Annotated in this window: 19 protein-coding genes; 2 read left to right on the top strand and 17 right to left on the bottom strand. The window is 57.8% G+C overall.

Going from position 1 to position 20,481, the window contains the following annotated elements; all coding sequences use genetic code 11:
* From PA598K_RS36165 to PA598K_RS12865, 5 genes are all read right to left on the bottom strand, one after another.
* Nucleotides 1-186, bottom strand: a 186-nt coding sequence (locus tag PA598K_RS36165) for a hypothetical protein (protein ID WP_185601902.1), incomplete at its 3' end; no start/stop codon positions are given.
* Nucleotides 183-1,367: a beta-ketoacyl-[acyl-carrier-protein] synthase family protein gene (locus PA598K_RS12880; RefSeq protein ID WP_128657357.1), complete on the bottom strand. Its 1,185-nt coding sequence runs from the start codon at nucleotides 1,365-1,367 to the stop codon at nucleotides 183-185. The genes PA598K_RS12880 and PA598K_RS36165, both read right to left, overlap by 4 nt.
* On the bottom strand, nucleotides 1,364-1,654 hold the full coding sequence (locus PA598K_RS12875; RefSeq protein WP_128657356.1) for a hypothetical protein: 291 nt from the start codon (nucleotides 1,652-1,654) through the stop codon (nucleotides 1,364-1,366). Before PA598K_RS12875 ends, PA598K_RS12880 begins: the two co-directional genes overlap by 4 nt.
* On the bottom strand, nucleotides 1,651-1,914 hold the full coding sequence (locus PA598K_RS12870) for an acyl carrier protein (protein WP_128657355.1): 264 nt from the start codon (nucleotides 1,912-1,914) through the stop codon (nucleotides 1,651-1,653). Before PA598K_RS12870 ends, PA598K_RS12875 begins: the two co-directional genes overlap by 4 nt.
* Entirely contained in the window at nucleotides 1,915-2,460 is a 546-nt protein-coding gene (locus PA598K_RS12865) for a hypothetical protein (RefSeq protein WP_128657354.1), read from the bottom strand.
* Between the two features lie 155 nt (nucleotides 2,461-2,615).
* Between PA598K_RS12865 and PA598K_RS12860 the strand changes: the two genes are divergently transcribed.
* Both PA598K_RS12860 and PA598K_RS12855 read left to right on the top strand, forming a co-directional pair.
* Nucleotides 2,616-3,893 carry an MFS transporter gene (locus PA598K_RS12860; protein WP_128657353.1) on the top strand — a complete coding sequence of 426 codons (1,278 nt, stop codon included), beginning with the start codon at nucleotides 2,616-2,618 and terminating at the stop codon, nucleotides 3,891-3,893.
* A 266-nt stretch (nucleotides 3,894-4,159) separates the two neighbouring features.
* Entirely contained in the window at nucleotides 4,160-4,888 is a 729-nt protein-coding gene (locus PA598K_RS12855) for a glycosyltransferase family 2 protein (RefSeq protein ID WP_128657352.1), read from the top strand.
* Here the strand turns inward: PA598K_RS12855 and PA598K_RS12850 are convergent.
* The 12 genes from PA598K_RS12850 to PA598K_RS12795 form a co-directional block, all read right to left on the bottom strand.
* Nucleotides 4,881-5,345 carry a GyrI-like domain-containing protein gene (locus tag PA598K_RS12850; protein WP_128657351.1) on the bottom strand — a complete coding sequence of 155 codons (465 nt, stop codon included), beginning with the start codon at nucleotides 5,343-5,345 and terminating at the stop codon, nucleotides 4,881-4,883. The genes PA598K_RS12855 and PA598K_RS12850 overlap by 8 nt on opposite strands.
* A 110-nt stretch (nucleotides 5,346-5,455) precedes the next feature.
* The gene (locus tag PA598K_RS12845; RefSeq protein WP_128657350.1) at nucleotides 5,456-5,797 is read right to left on the bottom strand and encodes a zinc ribbon domain-containing protein YjdM; all 342 of its coding nucleotides are present in this window, start codon (nucleotides 5,795-5,797) and stop codon (nucleotides 5,456-5,458) included.
* A 77-nt stretch (nucleotides 5,798-5,874) separates the two neighbouring features.
* Nucleotides 5,875-6,054, bottom strand: coding sequence for a hypothetical protein (locus PA598K_RS12840; RefSeq protein ID WP_128657349.1), 180 nt, complete (start codon nucleotides 6,052-6,054; stop codon nucleotides 5,875-5,877).
* A gap of 183 nt (nucleotides 6,055-6,237) precedes the next feature.
* The gene (locus PA598K_RS12835; RefSeq protein ID WP_128657411.1) at nucleotides 6,238-6,621 is read right to left on the bottom strand and encodes a VOC family protein; all 384 of its coding nucleotides are present in this window, start codon (nucleotides 6,619-6,621) and stop codon (nucleotides 6,238-6,240) included.
* A 103-nt stretch (nucleotides 6,622-6,724) separates the two neighbouring features.
* On the bottom strand, nucleotides 6,725-7,444 hold the full coding sequence (locus tag PA598K_RS12830; RefSeq protein ID WP_128657348.1) for a YebC/PmpR family DNA-binding transcriptional regulator: 720 nt from the start codon (nucleotides 7,442-7,444) through the stop codon (nucleotides 6,725-6,727).
* A 162-nt stretch (nucleotides 7,445-7,606) separates the two neighbouring features.
* A complete protein-coding gene (locus PA598K_RS12825; protein ID WP_128657347.1) occupies nucleotides 7,607-8,485 on the bottom strand; it encodes a carbohydrate ABC transporter permease in 879 nt (292 codons plus the stop codon).
* A 15-nt stretch (nucleotides 8,486-8,500) separates the two neighbouring features.
* Nucleotides 8,501-9,361, bottom strand: a complete 861-nt coding sequence (locus tag PA598K_RS12820) for an ABC transporter permease (protein WP_260405392.1) — start codon at nucleotides 9,359-9,361, stop codon at nucleotides 8,501-8,503.
* 128 nt (nucleotides 9,362-9,489) lie between these two features.
* A complete protein-coding gene (locus PA598K_RS12815; protein ID WP_260405385.1) occupies nucleotides 9,490-11,193 on the bottom strand; it encodes an extracellular solute-binding protein in 1,704 nt (567 codons plus the stop codon).
* A 101-nt stretch (nucleotides 11,194-11,294) separates the two neighbouring features.
* Nucleotides 11,295-12,935 carry a response regulator gene (locus PA598K_RS12810; RefSeq protein ID WP_128657345.1) on the bottom strand — a complete coding sequence of 547 codons (1,641 nt, stop codon included), beginning with the start codon at nucleotides 12,933-12,935 and terminating at the stop codon, nucleotides 11,295-11,297.
* On the bottom strand, nucleotides 12,932-14,680 hold the full coding sequence (locus tag PA598K_RS12805) for a sensor histidine kinase (RefSeq protein ID WP_128657344.1): 1,749 nt from the start codon (nucleotides 14,678-14,680) through the stop codon (nucleotides 12,932-12,934). Before PA598K_RS12805 ends, PA598K_RS12810 begins: the two co-directional genes overlap by 4 nt.
* 319 nt (nucleotides 14,681-14,999) lie before the next feature.
* Nucleotides 15,000-19,541, bottom strand: coding sequence for a M20/M25/M40 family metallo-hydrolase (locus PA598K_RS12800; RefSeq protein ID WP_128657343.1), 4,542 nt, complete (start codon nucleotides 19,539-19,541; stop codon nucleotides 15,000-15,002).
* Between the two features lie 560 nt (nucleotides 19,542-20,101).
* Nucleotides 20,102-20,481, bottom strand: a 380-nt coding sequence (locus PA598K_RS12795) for an aldehyde dehydrogenase family protein (protein WP_128657409.1), incomplete at its 5' end; no start/stop codon positions are given.

The following is a 20,481-nucleotide window of genomic DNA, read 5'->3' as shown; positions in this document are numbered from 1 at the left end:
CTCGTCAACAGGCGACTGTGCCGCAGCTGGCGGCTGCCCGGAATCCAGCCGTCGCCCGGAATCTGACGCCGCCGCAGTCTGGGCTTGCCTTGTGCGCGCCTCGATATAGCTCGCCATCCCTTCGATCGTATCGCCCCAAGGCCCGACGCAGGCGGCGTCGACGATGCGCAGCAATGTCCGGCTCATCCCGCCACCCCCTCGGGGTGCCCGAGCACAAGCGCCGTATTATTGCCTCCGAACGAAGCGTTCAGATTGATGACTGTGCGCAACCTCGCGCATCTCGGCTCGTTGGGCACATAGTCCAGATCGCAGCTCGCATCCTCCCCTTCGTAACCGACCGTCGGCGGCAGGATGCCGTCCTTCATCGCCAGCACCGAGAGCGCCGTCTCGAGCGCTCCAGTGCCCTCGAGGATATGGCCGGTCACCGACTTGGTCGAGGACACCGGCGTCCGATAGGCTGCATCGCCGAGCGCCTGCTTGATCGCCGCCGTCTCGCTCCGGTCATTGAGCGGCGTCCCGGTGCCGTGGGCATGGATATAGTCGAGCTCATCCGGCTGCCGTCCCGCCGAGCGCAGCGCCCGCTCGATCGCCAGCGCCATCCCCTCGCCATCCGGGTGGGGCTGGCATACATGATAGGCATCGCACGACAGTCCCCACCCGAGCAGCTCGGCCTGGATGATCGCGCCGCGTCGACGCGCGTGTTCCAGCTCCTCCAGCACGAGCATCGCGCCGCCGTCTCCGAGCAGCATGCCCGAGCGATTGGCCGAGAATGCCCGTACCCGCCCATCCTGGGCAAAGGCGCGTCCCGAGTCGAACTTGGCGAACATCTCCTCCGTCAGGAGCGAATACCCGCCGCACAGCACCGTATCTGCCTTGCCTTGGCGGATCAGCTCGTAGCCGATGCCAAGCGCGTTGCTGGAGGCGATGCAGGCATTGTTCAGACAGAGTCGCTTGCCGTCAGGGCTCATCCCGTAGCGCTCGGCGATCGTCTGCAGATGATAGGCGGGCAGGAACTCCACTACCGGAACCTTCGGCTGCGAGGGCCGCTCGTGTTCGCCCGTCATCTGCCCGCGCCAATACTGCTGCAGCCCGTTGTAGTCCCCTTGAATGCCGAGCGCCAGCGAAGCGCCGGACAGATTGCTTAGCCCTGCCGAGTCCAGCGCGTCTTGCGTCAGCCGCAGTCCCAGCTCCAGCAGACTGCCCGCGAAGGCCGATTCGGCAGCTGCCTTGCCCCGGAAAGGCGTCGTATCAAAACGCGTCACCGGACGGAATTGGTGTACGCCTGCCAACACGGTGCTGCGCGCCGCCGCTTCGCCGAAGCCGCCGGGCACCATCATGCCGATGCCTGTAATCACGACGCGACTCATCGGCTCTCGCTCCTCTCTGCACTGTCCCCCACCGTCTGACAGACGCCCATGCGTTCCTCGATCAGTTGCCCGATGGACGCGATAGAGTCAAAGCGCTCATAGTCGCCCTCCTCCAGCGTCAGCCGCTGCTGCAGCCGCTGCTCCAGCTTCTCGAGGAACCAGAGCAGCGACAGCGAATCCATCGCCAAGGGGGTGTCGTAGCTGAGCTCCTCGGACAACACGATGTACAGTTGGTTGTCCAGCAGCAGCTCCCGGATCTCCTCCAGCCCGATCAGCGGCTCCCTCATACCGCTTCGGACCGCCTCTGCAACGTATCCAGCAGCTCGCCGAGCGTATACCCGCCGATGTCCAGCAGCTCGCTGTCGGACAGCTTGACGCCGAGTTGCGACTCGATACGAGCCGCCAGCTCGATGATCTGGATCGAATCGAGCGCCAGTCCCGCATCGCCGAGCGGCAGCTCCTCGGCGATCGTCTCCGGCGCAATCGGCAGATTCATATGTCCTGTGATCATTTGGACGATAGCCTCATAGATATAGTCTCTGGTCATCTATACCAGCTCTCCTTCCCTCACCGTAAATTGTAGTGCCGTCACGCCCGTCGTCTGCAGCATCTCAGGGTTAAAGTATTCCAGAATATGTGCGCCGCATTGTGTATAGGGCGGGAAGCGCAGCTCGTACTCTTTGAATGGAATCCAGCCGCCCTCCGCAAAGCGGAGTCGGTACGGCTGACCGGACAGATCGACGATCTCCTCCGCCCTCCGCCAGCCGCCCCGGATCAGCTGTCGCTGATCGCTCATACCGCTGGCGCGCAGTACATGACCGATCCCTTCGCATGCCCCGACGATGCGATCCAGCAGCGCCGGCGGCACATATGCCGGATCGATCCGGACGAGATTCTGCGACACATAACGCCGCTCCCGATCCGTCATCAGGAAAGACTCGCGCCAGATCGTACCGTCCGGCAGCTCCGACTGACCGGATACGACCGGGCGCAGCCGATCCATCGCGATCAGCTCCAGCAGATCGGTCGTGCGGCGGTTGGACGAGACGAGCATCTGAAAAATAATCCACGCCAAGCGATCGGTGTCGCTCAATATGATTTCACCTCCTTCGATCGGGGTGTGTCTGCACGACCTAGCCAAATTCATATAATCTATCCACATTTTAAGTTTTTATTGTACGGAATGGCTGATCATGGTATTTTTTAGAAAACGGTCTCATCACCTTGGATACTATAGGAGCGATCGAAATGCTGCAGAAGCTCAACCGCCTGCTATCCGCCTCTGATTTTTTTGGCAACAAATTCATCCGCGTCATCCTGTTGTCCAGTCTGTTCCTGCAAACCGGCGTATGGGTGCGCAACTTCGCTGTGCTCCTGTTCGTCATGGAGATGACCAATAACGATACCGTCGCCGTCTCGCTGCTGTATGTCGCCGAATACGCGCCGATCTTCATCTTTTCGGTCATCGGGGGAACCTTCGCGGACCGTTGGCGGCCCAAGCGAACGATGATCTGGTGCGATATGCTGAGCGCGCTCTCGCTGCTGGCGATTCTCGCCGCTCTGCTCGCCGGCTCCTGGCAGGCCGTATTCTTCACCACGCTGCTCTCGGCGATCCTGTCGCAGTTCTCGCAGCCGTCAGGGATGAAGCTGTTCAAGCAGCATGTGCCCGAGGCGCAGATCCAGACCGGCATGGCGATGTATCAGACGCTGATCAGCACCTTCATGATCATCGGACCAGTCATCGGCACCTTCGTCTTCAGCGCCTACGGCATCCATGTCTCGCTCGTGGTGGTCGCTGTTGCCTTCGTCCTCTCTGCCGTTACGCTGCTGCTGCTGCCGGCCGACAAGCCCCGCGATGCGGCAAGCGCGCCAGAGCCGTTCTGGACCGAGCTGCGCGGCGGCTTCCAGTATGTGCTGCAGCATCAGGTGCTTCGCCTGCTCTTCATTGCCTTTGGCCTGGGCGGACTCGCGGTCGGTATCATCCAGCCGCTCGGCATCTTCATCGTCGTGAAGCAGCTGTCGCTCGACAAGGAATACTACCAGTGGTTCGCCAGCACGAACGTGGTCGCCACCATCGCGGGCGGCTTGCTCGTCGTTGGCATCTCCAGACGAGTGTCCGCGCAGAAAATATTAGCCATCGGTAACCTCGTCAGCGCCTTCTCCGTCATCGGCATTGGCGTCTCGACCTATCTCTACGTCTCGCTGGCGATGCAGTTCATCCGCGGCTTCGTGCTGCCCTTCATCCAGGTCGGCATCAACTCCATCGTCATGAAGACGACGAACGAGGCCTATGTCGGTCGGGTGAATGGCACGTTCGGCCCGATCTTCATGGGCTCGATGGTGCTGATGACGATGCTCTCCGGCTGGGCCAGCTCCTTCGTACCGCTAGCTGTCATCTTCCTGATCTCCGGTCTGCTGTTCGTCATCGCTACCGCCGTCATCTCGCTCATGTTCCGCCACACGCTGGCCGTCAGCGCGCCGACAGTCGACACGCAGGCAGCCGCTAACTCCGAAGCCTTGTCCTGACTATACAGGAAGCGACAAAATCTATAAATTATCATTTTTTCCTGTATTATCTTTTTTTCGCGTACTTGTATGCACACATACCTGCAGGGCTTCACCCGTTGCGGGAAAGCCTTTGCCTTGCAGGAGATCTCTTGCCAAAAAGCAAAAAAGCCCCCGAATTTTCATTCGGGGGCGGAGCGCGTTCATGGACTCCCTTTACTTCCCATTAAGCCCATTCGTCTCGCTCAGTGCCAACATACAATAAATGGAATACCTAGCAAAGGGGGATGGACCGCCTGAAAGCTACGAAGAGGAGACCTCCCGGCGTCTCGATCATTACGGCCACGCATCGACCGCAGTTCCTCAAGAACATGCTAGGCAACTATGGTCGCCAGCGCTATCGCGCCAAAGAGCTAATCGTCATCGTCAACAACGACAGCGTCGATCTCAGGATGTACCGTCGGCTCGCCCGGGCTTATCCGCGCGTGCGCATCTATCAGGTGCCTGAGCGCCTATCGCTCGGCCAATGTCTGAACTGCGGCATCGCCGTCGCCCGTTATCCGTTGATCGCCAAGTTCGACGATGACGATTACTACTCTCCGTATTACCTTGGGGAGCAAGTCCGCGCGCTGCTTCGCACCGGGAGCGATGTCGTAGGCAAGCATGGTTGTCTGGTCTATCTGGAGGCTACCCGCGAGCTGCTGCTGCGCTCGCCTCTCAATCGGGATCGGCCGGAACCGTTTGTCCAAGGAGGCACCTTGCTCTTCCGCCGACGCGTGCTGCGCAAGGTGAGGTTCGCCGATCGTTCGCTGGGCGAGGATACGACGTTTTTGCGCGCCTGCGGGAAGTCCGGCTTTGCCATCTACGCGACGTCGCCGTTTAACTACGTCTATATGCGCAGAAGCGACAAGCAGAGCCACACCTGGCGGGTAAAGGACCGCTTCTACCGGAAGGGAAGCCTGCTCCTGGCACAGGGGGCGCCTTACCAGCAGCTAGCCGAACGTCGGGTCAAATAGGAATATAAATCTCGATCAGGCTGTTCAGCGCACGGACATCCGGCCAATATTCGAGATCGTAAGCGCGCGGCTCGTCGTAGCCATTGGCCTCCAGCCACTCCTGCACTTCCACATAGAACCCATCTATATCTGCCTCTGCTCCCTGGTGGACGAACTTCAAATAGCTGCCGCCCGGGATGAGCCGCTCGGACATGCCGGGCGGCAAGGCTGCCCCTTCCGCCAACTCAACCGCTACCAGATGGTTGTAGCTCGTATCCGGCGTCCATTCGCCGTCAGGGTAGGTCTGTACCAGATACATCCCTTCATCGGTCCACTCCGGTTCATTCGCCATCACCCGGAGCAACCGAGCTCGCAAGCCTTCGACGATTCGCTTTTCCAAATCCTCGTTCAGACTTGCTTGTTCCTCATAACCGGCCAGCCTCACAGGCGGACGCCGGACTTTTTGCGGTTCGACCATTTCTTCTTCCTCCTTCGCGGATCACTCGCATCAAAAAAGAAGCACCGCTTGCAAGAAGGGTTTTGAGCCCGTTTCCCGCAAAACAATACTTCTTTGTTGTCTTCTGAAAGCTACGCCTTCTTGACGAACTCTGACTTCAGCTTCATGGCGCCGAAGCCGTCGATCTTGCAATCGATATCATGATCGCCATCGACCAGGCGAATGTTTTTGACCTTGGTACCGATCTTGATGACGGACGAGCTGCCCTTCACCTTCAGATCCTTGATCACGGTAATCGTATCGCCATCCTGCAGCTGATGCCCGTTGGCATCGCGGATGACGCGCTCCTCCTGCTCCGATGCTCCGGCCTCTCCCGCCGTCCACTCATGCGCGCATTCCGGGCAGACGAGCATCGTGCCGTCCTCGTAGGTGTAGATCGATCCGCATTCCGGACAGTTAGGCAATTCAGACATTCCAGTCACTCCTCTATTTCTAGTTCCTATGCAAGTATAGAGGATTTAGCTGGATTTGGCTACCAGACCTAGCAGGATTACTGATAGTACGCTTGCAGCAGGCCTTTCGTATCGTCCTCGCCGATCTCTCTTCCCAGGAGCCCGTGCTCCAGCCAGCATTGTCGGCATGCTTCCTCCGTCGTACAATTCCCCGCGTCGTCGCAGTTATAGCAGCAGTGCAGCAGGTAACGGGTAATGTCCATTTGTTCGGCTCTCATCGCGTTCACGCTCCATTCGTTTTGTTGACTTTAGTATAACCCAGCCTCTATTGTGAGTATGTGATTATTTTCACATATTATAAAAAAATTGTCCCGCTCCGCATTCGTCCACGGTTGCCCGTCGGGGCAGCAACCGAGCTGACGATGCATTCGCAATCATCGGCTCGGCTAGCCCTGGCTTACTTACCGCTGTGCAATCTGGATCAGATTGCCGCAGGTATCATCCAGCACAGCGATCGTCAGCTCGCCCATCGTCGTCGGCTCTATCGTAAAGGTGACGCCAAGCTCCGTCAACCGACGGTACTCCTCGCGCACATCCGAGACGCCGAACATGGTGGCAGGGATGCCGTCGGCATAGATCTGCTCCTGATAGGCGCTGGCTGCCGGGTGCTCATTGGGCTCGAGCAGCAGCTCGGTGCCGTCCTGGTGGTCTTGGGAGACGACCGTAATCCAGCGATGCTCGCCAACCGGGACATCGTGTTTTTTGACGAAGCCCAGCTTCTCGGTGTAAAAGGCCAGCGCCCGCTCTTGATCATTTACGAAAATGCTGGCGACAATAATGTTCAAACTCATCTGTCCAACCATCCTCTCAAAATGCTCCGCATCCCTGGCACTGCCTCAGCCGTTGTCGCATCGTATCCTTATCGTCCCATCCAGTCCGGCAGCCGCCCTACTCTGGCAGCTCCACGTTATGGTACACCTGCTGGACATCGTCATGGTCCTCAAGCGTGTCGATCAGCTTCTCGAACTGGGCGAGCGCATCGCCGTCGAGCGTCACGTAGTTCTGAGCGATCATCGACAGCTCGGCGATCGCGAATTCCTGGATGCCTGCGCCGCGCAATGCTTCCTGCACCGCATGGAACTGGTCCGGCTCCGCATAGACGATCGCAACCTCGTCCTCTTCCTCGATATCGCGCACATCGACGTCCGCTTCGAGGATGATCTCGGTCAGCTCGTCTGCTGTTTTGCCGGCTACGCCGACAACCGCCGTCGCATCGAACATGTACGATACGGAGCCGCTGACGCCCATGTTGCCGCCGTTCTTGTTGAAGATCGAGCGCACATCAGGCGCGGTCCGGTTAACATTATTGGTCAGCGCGTCGACGATGATCATCGAGCCGCTTGGGCCGAAGCCCTCGTAGCGCAGCTCCACATAGTTCTCCTCGGCGCTGCCCTTGGCCTTGTCCAATGCGCGGTCAATGATGGCTTTCGGCACGTTGTACGTCTTCGCCCGCTCCAGCACGACCTTAAGCGCCCGGTTCGACTCGGGATCCGGCTCGCCCTTCTTGGCGGCGACATAGATCTCGACGCCGAACTTGGCGTAGATCCGGCTCGTATTGGCGTCCTTGGACGCCTTCTTTTCCTTGATATTATTCCATTTGCGACCCATCCGGTTCCACTTCTTTCTTCATTGACTCGCTTCCACAAGCGGGACTTCCGAATTTAATCGTAGTGGAACAACCCGGGCTTTGTCAAGCGATTAGCGCACCACTCGAACAGGCGGCAAGGACGTAGCGAGGATGCTTGAAGGCACATGCAACAAGCCCCCTTCCTACTCCTTCACCGAGCCCATTACCAGTCCCTTGACGAAGAAGCGCTGCAGGAGGGGATAGACGAGCAGGATCGGCAGCGCGCCGATGAAGATTTGCGCCGATTTGACCGTCTTCTGTGAGATCAGCGCCATCTCGGCCGGACTAAGGCTCATCGAGCTCATGTCGCGCTGGATGATCACCGTCTGCAGGAAGGTCGCCAGCGGATAGCGGGATGGATCGCCGATGTAGAGCAGCCCGTCGAACCAGGAGTTCCAATGGAACACCATGCTGAACAGCGCGATCGTCGCGATCGCCGGCAACGACACAGGCAGATAGATGCTGAACAGTGTTCGGAAGTGTCCTGCGCCGTCGATCAGCGATGCTTCCTCCAACTCCTTGGGGATACCTCGGAAGAAGTTCAGCATGAGTATCGTCAGGAAAACGTTGACCGCGCCCGGCAGTACGAGCACCCAGAAGCTGTCCATCAGCCCCAGCCGCTGGATGACCATATAGAACGGCACGAGCCCGCCATTGAACAGCATCGTAAAGACGAACAGCCAGGCATACACATTGCGGCCGCGAAATGCCGATGTCTCCTTGGAGAGCGGGTAAGCGGCCAGAAACGCAAGCAGCAGCGTCAACGCCGTGCCGATCACGGTACGCTGGACCGCGATCCACATCGAGCTGAGGAATACCGGGTTGTTGGTCGTCTTCTTGTACGCCTCGAGCGTCCAGTCGACCGGCCACAAGCCGACGATGTTGGCATCCGCCGCCGACTTGGCGCTCAGCGACACGGCCAGCACATGGATGAGCGGGATGATGCAGAGCAGCGCCAGGACGATCAATACAGCGATATTGATGACATTGAACACCTTGTAGGCGGGAGATTTGTAATACATGCGTTCCGACCCCCTCTAGAAGATCCGGTAGTTGGCCAGCTTGTAGGCCATCCGGTACGAGATGACGACGAGGATGAAGCTGATGACGGACTTGAACAGCCCGATCGCCGTGCCGAAGCCCATCTCGCCGCTGAGGATCGCCGCCCGGTAGACGAAGGTGTCGATAATATCGCCCTTGGCGTAGACAAGCGGATTGTACAGGTTGAAGATCTGATCGAAGCCGGCATTAAGCACATTGCCGAGCGCCAGCGTACCGACGACGATCGCGATCGGCAGCATCGCCGGGATCGTGATGTGCAGCGTCTGCTTCCAGCGGTTGGCGCCGTCCATCTCGGCCGCCTCGTAGAGCGAAGGGTTGATGCTGGCCAGCGCGGCCAGGAAGACGACGGTGCCAAAGCCGAATTCCTTCCACACATCGGAGACAATGACGGTGAAGCGGAACCAGTCGCCCTGCCCGAGGAAGAAGATCGGCTCGATGCCGAATACGCCGGTCAGCACCCGATTGACGAGACCGCCCTCGGTCGAGAGCAGATCGGTCAGGATGCCGCCGAGGATGACCCACGAGAGGAAATGCGGAAGATAGACGAGCGTCTGGACGAACCGCTTCAGCAGCTGCTTGCGCACCTCGTTGAGCAGGATGGCGAAGACGAACGGCGCCAGCAGATTAAGCGCCATCTTGAAGACGGCGATGACGAGCGTATTCCAGATGACCTGCAGGCTGTCCTCGCGCTCGAACAGATAGCGGAACTGGTCCAGCCCGACCCACTCCGAGCCGCTGATGCCGAGCCACGGCTTGAAGTCCTGGAAGGCCATGACCAGACCGCCCATCGGCAAGTACGCGAACAAGATCAAAAAGAGGAGCGCTGGCAGCACCATAATATGAAACGGCCACTGCCGGACGATGTCGGCGACGAGCGACCGGCGACGCGGCCCGCTCGGCCCGGCTCCTCTGCCGCGGTCGACGGCTGTTGACGAAGTCTGTGTCTGCTCCATAGGACGCTCCCCTATTTGATGCTGCTGTACCACTCGTTCACTTCCTTGGTAATGTCATCGCCGCCGGAGGACTTCCAGCTCGCCACAAACTGGTCGAATGCTTCGGCCGGCTTTTCGCCGAAGATGATCTCGTTGAAGGTCTGCGCCTCGATCTTCTTCAGATAGTCCATGCGCGACTTCATCGTCGCCGTCGGCGGCCCGACATACATATCCTTCTTGGAGATGTCCTCCTGCTCCATGACGACCGTCGCGGCCAGCGCTGTCTCCGGCCCGTAGCTCGACACGAGCTCCTTTTCGCGATAGGTCGTCGCCTCCTTGCCTTCGGCAAGATTCATCAGCGCCTTGAACTGGACATCCGGGATGCGCGCCCCGTCGCGGACAAGGAAGTAGCGCAGCGGCGCCGTGATCGTGCCGCCCGGGATATCGTCGCCGTAGAGCGGGTTGCCGTCGGCATCCAGCGCATAGTCGTAATCCTCGAAGACGCCGTACTCGAACGGACTGCCCTCCTGCGGATCGGCGAGATTCTCGAACAGATAGTTCTGGTACGTGAAGAAGGCTTCGGGATGGGCCATATCCTTGTTGATCAGCGTGACCCCCTTGTGGAAGTGCGTACCGTGTCGCATCGCCGTGCCATCCTCGCCGGTCGGGATCGGGTATGGCTTCCAGACCGCTCCTTCGACGTTTTTGGCCGTATCGAGCAACGGCCAGCCGCTCATCCAGTACGGGCCGGGGATGATGCCCGCCGTACCGGCTACCGCCGGCTCGGACGTCTTGTTCTCATCCCACAGAGCCGCTTCCTTCGGGATATAGCCCTTGTCGCGCCATTCCTTCAGCTTCAGCAGACCCGGCTTCATCCCCTCGTGGATCGAGCCGTACATGAGCGTGCCGTCGGCAGCTTCGTTCCACTGGGCCGGGATCGTCCCGTACGCGCCGAAGATCCAGGACGGGTCGCCCATCCATGTGTTCATCGACGACTTGAAGCCGATGCTCAGCGGCGTCACCTGCTCAGGACTGAGGCCTTGCTGGTTGTTGACGCGGAACTGCTCCATCACATGCTCCAGCTCGGCGAGCGTCTTCGGCCCCTCCAGCTTGAGCGCGTCGAGCCAGTCCTGGCGGATCCACAGCAGATAATCGTTGTTGTAGGCGTAATCGAGCACCGGGATGCCCATCCGCACGCCATCCTTGGTATAGGCGTTCCAGACGTTCGGGTCTAGACTCATCGCTTGCTTCCAGATATCGCTGGCATACTGATCGAACAGCGCTCCCGCATCCTGGAATCGCCCCGAGTCGATCAGATCCTGCGCCAGCAAGGCATCATTGACCGTGATCACATCCGGCAGCTGCTGCCCCGAGGACATTGCCAGACGGACCTTGGTGACGAACGCATTGTTCGTATCGGTCACCGACCATAGCGACTTGATCTCGATGCCGAGCGTCTCCAGCGCCCAGCGCGTGGCGACGCTGTTCTCGATCGACTCGCCGTCTCGGAAGGTGAGCGCCGGGTCGACGCCCCATACGGTCGAGATCGCGACCGGCGGATCGTATTTGTCCTTGTAAGGGTTCTCGTCCTGGATGGCGACATTGCCAGATGTATTCGTTCCGGTCGCCGCGCCGCTGTCGGCCGGCTCATTGGCGCTGTTGGAGCAGGCGGCCAGCATCGAGACGATCAGCAGCGAGCCGAGCGCGGATACGAGCCTGCGGTTGTTGACGTTCATAGGAATCCCCCTTCAATAATGTCTGCAGCTTTAATTATAGAGAGGAGGCTGCTTACGGCCTATGTCACAAAGCGAACATCTCTGCACCTTTTGCAACCAATTTACTGCTCCCGGAATTCCTGCGGCGTCAGGCCATAATACTTTTTGAATGTCTTGCTGAAATATTGCGGGTTCTGGTAGCCAAGCTCGCTTGTGATCTCGTATATTTTTTTGTTCGTTGCTTTGAGCAGATAGAGCGCACGCTCCATCTTGTAGCCGATGATCCAGTCGCTCAGACTCTCCCCTGTCTCAGCCTTGAACACCTTGGACAGATAGACGGGATGCAGGAAGACCCGGTCGGCGATCGTCTTGACCGTCGTGTCGTAGCTGAGATTGCTGGCGACGAACTCATGCACCTGCTTGACGATAAAGCTCTTGGCGCTCTCTTCCTGCTGCGCAAGCTCCATCTCGAGCTTGCGCAGCGCGCCGTCGGACCAGGCGCGCAGCCGCTCCGGCGAGAGGACGACGGTCTGGTCGAGGATGAAGTCGATGCCAAGCGCCTCGATCTGCGTCACGTAGTGACCTTGCCGATGCGCGATATACAGATAAGCATTGGTCAGCGCCAGATAGACCTCATACAGATGCTCGCGCGAGTAGCCGCTCTTCGTCAAATCTTCGAACACCTCGTCGATCTTCTCCCGCACCGCCTCCCACCGCTTGGACTCCAGCAGCGTGATGAGCGTCGGCGGCTTGTACAGACTCTCCAGCGACTTGACATACGACTTGCTCCGTCCAGCCTGCTCCTCCAGATAGTGGATCGTATGCTGCTCCTCATGGGCGATCATGAACATCGTGCCGAGCGCCGAGCGATAGGCTGCCCCGACCTCGTCGGGGAACTGACACCAGGCGGAGACGACGACGGCGATGTCGCCGCGCAGGTAGCCGCTCACATTGGCGCGGAATGCCTTGGCCCGCTCCGCCAGCAGCATCTGACGCCGCTTCCTGCCCTCGGCGCTGTACTGGGCACCGGGCGATGCGTCTTCGTGCGACTGGATGAGCAGGATCAGGTACTCATGCGGCGCCTTGCCGTGCCAGACCCGGAAGCGCTCGCCGAGCGACTCCTCCGCGATATTGCCGATGGCGAACTCCATGAGCGACACCGAGCGTTCGTCCAGATGCGCGAACTGGCGACCGAGCTGCACCAGCATGAGCGCCGTCGGCTTGTCCGGCAGCAGCGGGATCTCGTATTGCGCGAGCTTGTCCTGCAGCGTCTTGCGCGAGAGCTGGCGGCCCAGCACCAGGTCCATCATCAGATGGCCCCGCAGCACGGCCAGATCGGACTTGCGGCTGTATTGCAGCTGCTGCAGCTTCTCGGCCTGCGCCCATTCGTCCTTGAGCGCGTCGATCGCGCCCGACAGGATAGCGATGAACTCTTCGTCATTGATCGGCTTCAGGATATAGTCGAAGGCCTGCAGCTGCACCGCCTTGCGCGCGTACTGGAAGTCCGAATGGCCGGTCAGCAGGATGCTCTTGATATGCGGCCAGCGCTCGCCGATCACCTGGAGCAGCGCCAGTCCGTCCATCTCCGGCATCGCGATATCCGTGACGACGATATCGATCGCATGCTCCTCCAGTAGCGCCAGCGCCTCCAGAGCGGAGGACGCCTCGTAGACGTAGCGTATACCGAGCGCTGCCCACGGGATCGTCTTCGCCAGACTGGAGGTCACATACACCTCGTCATCGACCAATACAATATCAATCATCCTGTCCTCTCCTCTCCATGGGGCCCAGGCTGCCAGCTGATCGTCACTCGGACGCCGCCGAGCGGCGACGGCTCGAATAGCAGTCCTGCTTCGCTGCGGAAGCGCAGCAGCATCCGCTGGTGGACATTCCAGAGACCGCAGCCCATCGCCTCGTCCATCTGCCGACTCATCTTGTGCCGGAGCGCCTGCATCGCATCCGCGCTCATCCCCTTGCCGTCATCCTCGACCGCCAGCGTCGCGCCGTCCTCGGTCCACGCGCCGGCGATGCGGATCGTCGTCGCGCCGGCGCTCGACTCGATGCCGTGCAGCACCGCATTCTCGACGAGCGGCTGCAGGATGAGCGGCGGCACCTCCAGCTGCCGCATCTCCGCCGGCACCTCCAGCCTGTAGCTCAGCCTCGGCATCCGCAGCTTCTGGATCTCCAGATAGCTGGTAACGAAGCGCACCTCCTCCGACAGCTCGACCAGCTCGCGCTCCTGCCGGGTCGTATAACGGTAGTAGACCGACAGATGATGCGACATCGCCACCACCGCCTGATGCTGCTCCAGCTTGGCCATGCTGGATATGAATGAAAAGCAGTTATAGAAGAAATGCGGATTAATCTGCGACTGCAGCTGCTTCAGCCGCGCCTCGCGGACATGGATGCGCTCCAGGTACACCGTCTCGAACAGCTCCTGGATCTGCGCGACCATCAGGTTAAATCGGGTGAACAGGAAGCCGAACTCGCTTGAGCCTTTGGACTTGACCCGCACAGAGTAATCGCCATGCTTGAGCCGCTGGAAGCCGATGACCAGCCGCTTGATCGGCACTTGCACCTGCGCGTACAGCAAGTAAGCCGCGATACAGCAGAGCAGCAGCAGGCCGACGATCGAGCCATAGAACAGCCGGTTCGCCTGAGCGATCGGGCGGATAATCTCCGTAATCGGGATATAGTCGATGAGATACCATCCCAGCACCTCCGACCGCACGATATTGACCAGATATTCCTGCTCCCCCAGATGAAGCGTACGACTCTCGGCCGCAGTCAGCGGCCTGTCGGCGAGTGCCCCGATAACCTGATCCGTCAGCATCCGGTCGACCGTACGATTGAAGATGGCTCCCGCCTCCGGATGATAATAGAACGGATCGCTCCGACCGCCGCTCTTGAACTGATCGAGCATGCGGATGATGTTGCTGCCGTCGAATCGCACCTCGATGATCAGATTGAAGCTGCCCGGGTCCTCGAAGCTGGAGTATGGCGTCACGGCAAATCGCGAGAACGTATACTGCGGGCGCTCCGGCGTGCCGCTATTATGCACCTGCCAGCCCGGGCGCAGCCGCTGCTTCAGCCGTTCATCGTCGTAGCGGATGACGTCAAGCGAGGAGATATCTCTCCCGAGCAGGGGCGAGTAGATATGCAACGCATTCTGCCACTTCAGCGAGCTCTCCTGGATCGCCAGCTTCGTCTGGATGCGCCGGATGAGCGTCGTCGTATGCAGATCCAGCTCCGGCATCTCGGTGAAGATGTCGCGCAGCGACGAGATGTCCGGGTCCTGGATGAGCAGATCGGGCCATAGCGCGATCGCATCGATGCTCGCATCGACTTCATTCTGGAAGAAGGCCAGCTGGCTGGCGTTCGACTTGTTCAGCTCCTCGCCGATCAGGTTCGTGCTCGTGCGATTCGAGTAGACATATACGGTGAGGATGGGGATGAGCATGATCAGCATAAGTCCTACAATTTTGGTAAACAGATTGACCTTGGGCATCGCTGCCGGCTCCCTCCGTAAGTAGCGAAAGTAGAGAAGCAAAAACGACTGCGCGTCTTTGAATTTGAGAAAAACGCGCATGCCGCCCTCTCCATCATACGGACAACCCCGCTCGCAGACAATCCATGTAATTGCAACTTCCCGGATGTTATGGCAACTTTCGGATATGCCTAACGGATACTCCCGCTCCGCCAGAGCGGATGGCGTATCGTTGCTTGCGCGACCCTCGCGGGCGAGTCCCATCAAACGTCAAAAAAAAACCCTCCGGGTCCGAAGACCCGAAGGGGCGGCTGTTGTATATGCAGCTAAATCATACAGATTAGTTCAGATTCAGCATGCGGCTGATGATGACCGCTGCCTGGGCGCGGTTCGCGATACCCTTCGGTCCGTAGGTCGACGCCGTCATGCCTTGGATGACGCCTTCCTCGGTGAGCAGGGCGATCGCTTCTCTCGCGTACGAAGCGATGGTGCCGCGGTCAGTGAACTTCGCCAGCGCGCCATCGACATCGTCGATCGCAGCATTCTGGGTCAGCTTCAGCACATTGGCTGCCATGATCGCCATCTCCTCGCGAGTGATCGCGCGGTTCGGCTCGAACTTGCCGTTGCCTACGCCCTGGACCAGTCCTGCCTTGACTGCGGAGGCGACGAACGTATAGTGCCAGTTCGAGGACTGTACGTCCGTGAACGAGACCGCTGCGCTATCGTCGACCAGATCGAAGGCGCGGACGAGCATCGTCAGGAACTCGGCGCGCGTCACTTGCTTGAGCGGCGCGAACTGGTTATCGGCTACGCCGTTGATGATGCCCAGACCAGCCAGCTCGCGGATCGCGTCGCCAGCCCAGCTATCGACACCGCCCAGATCGCCGAATTCAGGCGTTGGCGTGCCCGGAACTTCAGGATCTACAGGCGTGCCCGGCTCAGTTGGCTCGGTTGGTTCTGTAGGTTCTGTTGGTTCTGTTGGTTCAGGGGTGCCTGGGTTTGGCGTACCCGGGTACGATGTGCCCGGGTTTGGCGTAGGCGCGACATAGCTCTCGCCTGGACCTGCATTAAAGATCGCATTGGTCAGGAGACGATACTGATGCTGCGTATGCGCACGGTTGACCAGCTCGTTGGAGAAGAGGGTCAGATTTTTGTTGTCTTGGTTGTACGTGAAGGCCAATATTTGACCTTTTGCAACATCATGGTTTGGCCACCACCCGGCTTTGTAGAAATTATCCTCGTTGCTGATCGTGGCGAGCACTTTTGCACTATCAGGAACTGCAGTTATATAAGATCCTGTGACAGTATAAAAATATTCTTGCTCCTTATAAGCCGCTGTAATTACATTATCTTGTGTAACATTCGTTTTAAATACGCCCTCGTAACGAGGATAAACATTAGGCCTTGTCTCTGGCGGAGTTCCAATTGTAAAGCCAGGAACCAACGCTTGAACACTCTGCATTCCCGCTCTACCGAAGCCGATATAAGGCTTTCCTTGGCTAATAAGTGTGTCAGAATCAATTGTATTAACAAGTACATCTGCATTATCCTGCGAATTCGTTACCCCAAAGCCTAGCATTCTAAGAACATAAGCTGCATCACCTGAGGCCGCCACAACGGAAGACTTCAGCACCTTGCCGCTTGGTCTGGCATCGCTGAACGCTCTCATGTCGAGATAGTACTTGCTTGCGATAGAAGAAAGATCATTGTAAGCAACAACGAAGTCGCCTGCTTCGTATTGCGAACCGCTAGCAGTCAGCATCGTGACCCGCTTGCCAGCAGCCAGCAGCTCATTAACTGCCTTGGTTGCATCGTTGTTCGTGTTCTGGATCAGCACATACGCCGCATTAGTCGGAACCGCCGGCGAAGGGATCGTCACGGAGGTGACCGGCGATGTTTTGCCGCTGAATGCGCCGACTTGTCTGATCACATAGCGATCGAAGCCGCGCATATCGTGGAAGTTCTGAATGATGTCGGCATACATGCCGCTATAGTCGGACACATCGATCCCATCGTACAATACTAGATTAGCCAGGCCGCGCTTGGCTTGATGCATATTGACGACATAGGAGCCTGCCGGATACGTCACGCCTGCGACTGTGACCGACTCGGACGAGCGCTCCACCTTGACGCCATTGCGGAGCAGATATTGCACCATCCGGTAGCTTTCCAGCGCATTCTTTTGAACCGCTTTGTCTACAGGAAGAACATAATATTCCGGGAAGAAGTTTTCATTGCCTTGACGCGGACGACCGACCACTTCGTTTTTGCTATTGATCAGGTACTTGTCGACCGATGCGCCTGCATCGACGCCTTCGATTCCGCGCTCATAGACTTTCAGTTGGTTCAGGAACAGCTTTTCTTTGTTGTCCATGACGTAAGTTGTCGCTGCTGCCGCTGTATAATACAACGCTTTTTGCGACTCCTCATTGAGATGAGGCATCTCCAGCGTATGACCGAGCGCACCGTGATGCATCGCGAATACAGCGGTATACGCTGGCGACGCGTCATCCCACCCTTCCGCATTAGCAATCGGCTTGTAGTTCGGGTCTGCAGCCAGCTTGCGATGCTCTTCATACGGGATATGGTACTCCGAATACGAGGTATTCGCGATTCCCGCCTCGCCCATCGCATACGCCTGCTCCACCATGCTGTCGATCAGCAGGTCGAACTCGAAGTTCGGATCATGCGGCGGCGTACAAGGCTCGATCAGGAATTTGCCGACAAAGCCGTGCATGTCCAGGAAGGACAGCGGCGACCATTTGGCGATCTGCGCCGTGACCGCTTGCGTCTCCGGCTGTGTCTGGTACGAATTGTCGCGGTTCAGGTCGAAGCCCTCGACGTTGGCGCGCGTATTGTTCACCCGACCGTCCGGGTTGTTCGTATAGACGAAGATGAAGATCGCGTCGTTCAGCGCGTCGTTCATGTTCAAGTTGACTGTCGTATCGGCGCCATTCACTTTGGTGTCGTACTGGATGCTGTCTTCCAGCGCCATCGTCTCAAAGTAGTTCAGGATGACGTCGACGCCAGGCGCTTCGTCCGGGTGAATGTTGTTCAGCCAGATCGGCACCTTGTAGTCGGTAATGACGCCGTCTTTAATATCCTTGGCGAGCTTCGCCGGGTCATTCATCATGGCCGGATGCGTGACGTTTTGATAGTAGTCTACCGACTCCTTGTCCTTGGCCAGCACCGTGAAGTAGATATCGCGGTCTTCGACGGACTTGCCGATGACCGACGTATCGATGTAACGCTTTGTCTTCTCAGCAGCTTCAGTAGTAATCCGGTCGATCTCCGGCTTCAGCTCTGCGTAGCTGCGGTAGCTGTCGTACGGGGTCAGCTTGATAGTGTCATAAGCAATAATTTTGTCATTCGCTACGGCCGCAAGCTCATGCTCGCCGATCAAGGTCGGATACAGTCTGCGAGCAGAACCGGACAGGTTGGTCGTCCCGTATGGCAGCTCGAACGTAATCGTAGCTGTAACCTGACGATTCACAACCGTTGGATTGACTTTGATGAATGGAGCGCCAATATAACCGGAAGGATTGCCGTTTGAGCCAAATACGTAGCTTTTCCATTCCGATAATGCTTTTCCGCCATACGTCCATTGCAGATCCTCCAAAGCAACGCCAGCAGGGAGCTGGAACTTCGCTTCGAATGTACGAGCCTCTGTCATGGATGCGACATTGTTATCCAGTTGAAGCTGCTGCGCATCCGGCTCTTTTACTTCAAGCAGTATGCTTGTCAGAAGCTCTGTGAACGTGGAGAGATGTTTTTCGATTCGGCCAGGGAAGGCCTGGCTGATGTATCGGATATTGTCTTTGTAGGTGTGGAATACTCTTCCTTCTTGCACCGTTTGTACATAGCCATCCAGATCGCCAATATTCCAATTCGTGGCTTCCAGATAAGCATAAGGGATGCCTACTTTATCAAACGGATCATGGTCGCTCCAGTTGCCTGTTGTCCCTTCGGGATAGTCAGGGTTTAATCCCGGGTTTGTGATGACGTCCAGGCTTTCCCTTTCTGCGATGCCGAGGCCAAGATCGCGGATAAATCCGCCATAACCAGCATTGCCATAGATGTGCATGAAGTCGCCAGCCACAAGACTATCGAGGTTAATCATACCAATAGTATTTTTCTTTTCCTCGTCGGTCATTTGGCTCACATAGTGCTGCGATCCCAACTTACCGCTTTCTTCTGCACCAAAAGCGATAAAGCGAATCGTATAAGGCGTGGTTTGACCAAACAACGATTTGGCTGCTTCCAGCATAACACCGACGCCAGAAGCATTATCATCGGAACCGAGTCCCGTGTAAGCTACGCCATTCACTGTTGTGGTGCTCGTACGAACCGAATCATAGTGGGCGCCGACAATAATCTCTTTAGAGGAGGTACCAGGTTTCACGGCAATAATGTTATTGCTGGTAACGTTCGACCGTGTAAAGCTTTGCTTGGTAGGAGAGTAACCGATCGCTGCAAGCTGTTCTACGATATAATCGCCAGCAGCAGTCTCCTGTGCGCTTCCTGCCACTCGAGTGCCGATTTCCTCGGTAAAGTGAGCCAGATATTGATAGGCATCATAGCCTACTTGACCTGGTTCGAGTGTCGTTTCTGCTAGCCGTGCAGCCAGCTCGATACCCTCTTCCTCGAGAGCCGACTCTTCGTCTACCGGAGCAACCGGTTCATCCACTTCGCTATCCGGGGCTGCAGGCTCCTCCGCGTCGTCGGTCTGATCTGGCGCAGCTGCGTCGATCTGAGGCGCAGTGACCTCTGTGCCTTCACCCAACTGCTCCGCCATCGCCATCCCCGGCGCCAAAACGCCGAGCAGCATCGCGAGCGACAACATCAAAGCCAAGTAACGCTTTGTAATCGATCTTCTTATCATCTTTCTCCTCCTCCAAGTTGTTCCGAAGCGCCCCGCAGGGTGCCTTCGCAGGTCATTCTCCATCCACTGCCGCATCTTGCGATCGGATTGTTTGTTATCTGCTCCGACTGTAGCTATGACCCATCAACCATCTCCCGGATCGGTTGAAAAACCAACCAATTATGTATACAGTATACTTCATATAATATACTATATTTATGGAATCTATTATAACACCAGCTCTTGCCTTGAACAATGCTATTTTTAGAGAATCTTCATATTTCACATGGAAACCGGGGCTTTAAGCCTACCTTTCGCGAAATATATGACATGGATGTTACGCGAACTGCTTGAATTGATAGATATATTTACTATAGGACTTCACTGAAGCGCCTAGATTACGCCGTTGCCATATTCGCTCGACTCGCCCTGTGAGGAAGCGAACATTCAAAAGCCGCCCCACCTCGATCGTGGAGCGGCTGTCAAGTCATCAAACGCTGGACGGACAACTCGGACCATTCGGACCACTCAGGCCAGTCGGGCTATTGGGTATACACTGAATTGTGTCCAACAGGCCAGCGCTACACCTTACGCGAGGTCAGCTTCGCCTGGGTGAAATGCAGCAGGTAGTCGTGGCCGCCCGCCTTGGAGTCGGTGCCCGACATATTGAAGCCGCCGAACGGGTGGACGCCGACGAGCGCGCCCGTACACTTGCGGTTAATGTACAGGTTGCCGCAATGCATCGTCTGCAGCGCCTGCTCGATCCGGGCTTCATCCGTCGAGAAGAAGGCCCCGGTCAGGCCGAACTCCGTATCGTTGTAGATGCGGATCGCCTCCTCCCAGTCCGCCGCACGGCTGATGCCGAGCACCGGTCCAAAGATCTCCTCCTGCATGATGACCGCGCGCGGATCGAGATCGGCGATGACGGTAGGCTCGATGAAGTATCCCTCCGGCGCGCCGG

It is taken from the genome of Paenibacillus sp. 598K (assembly GCF_003851045.1).
Lineage (GTDB): Bacteria > Bacillota > Bacilli > Paenibacillales > Paenibacillaceae > Paenibacillus_D.
The sequence above is the reverse complement of the archived record's forward strand: the minus strand, read 5'-3'. Positions and strand labels throughout refer to the sequence as shown.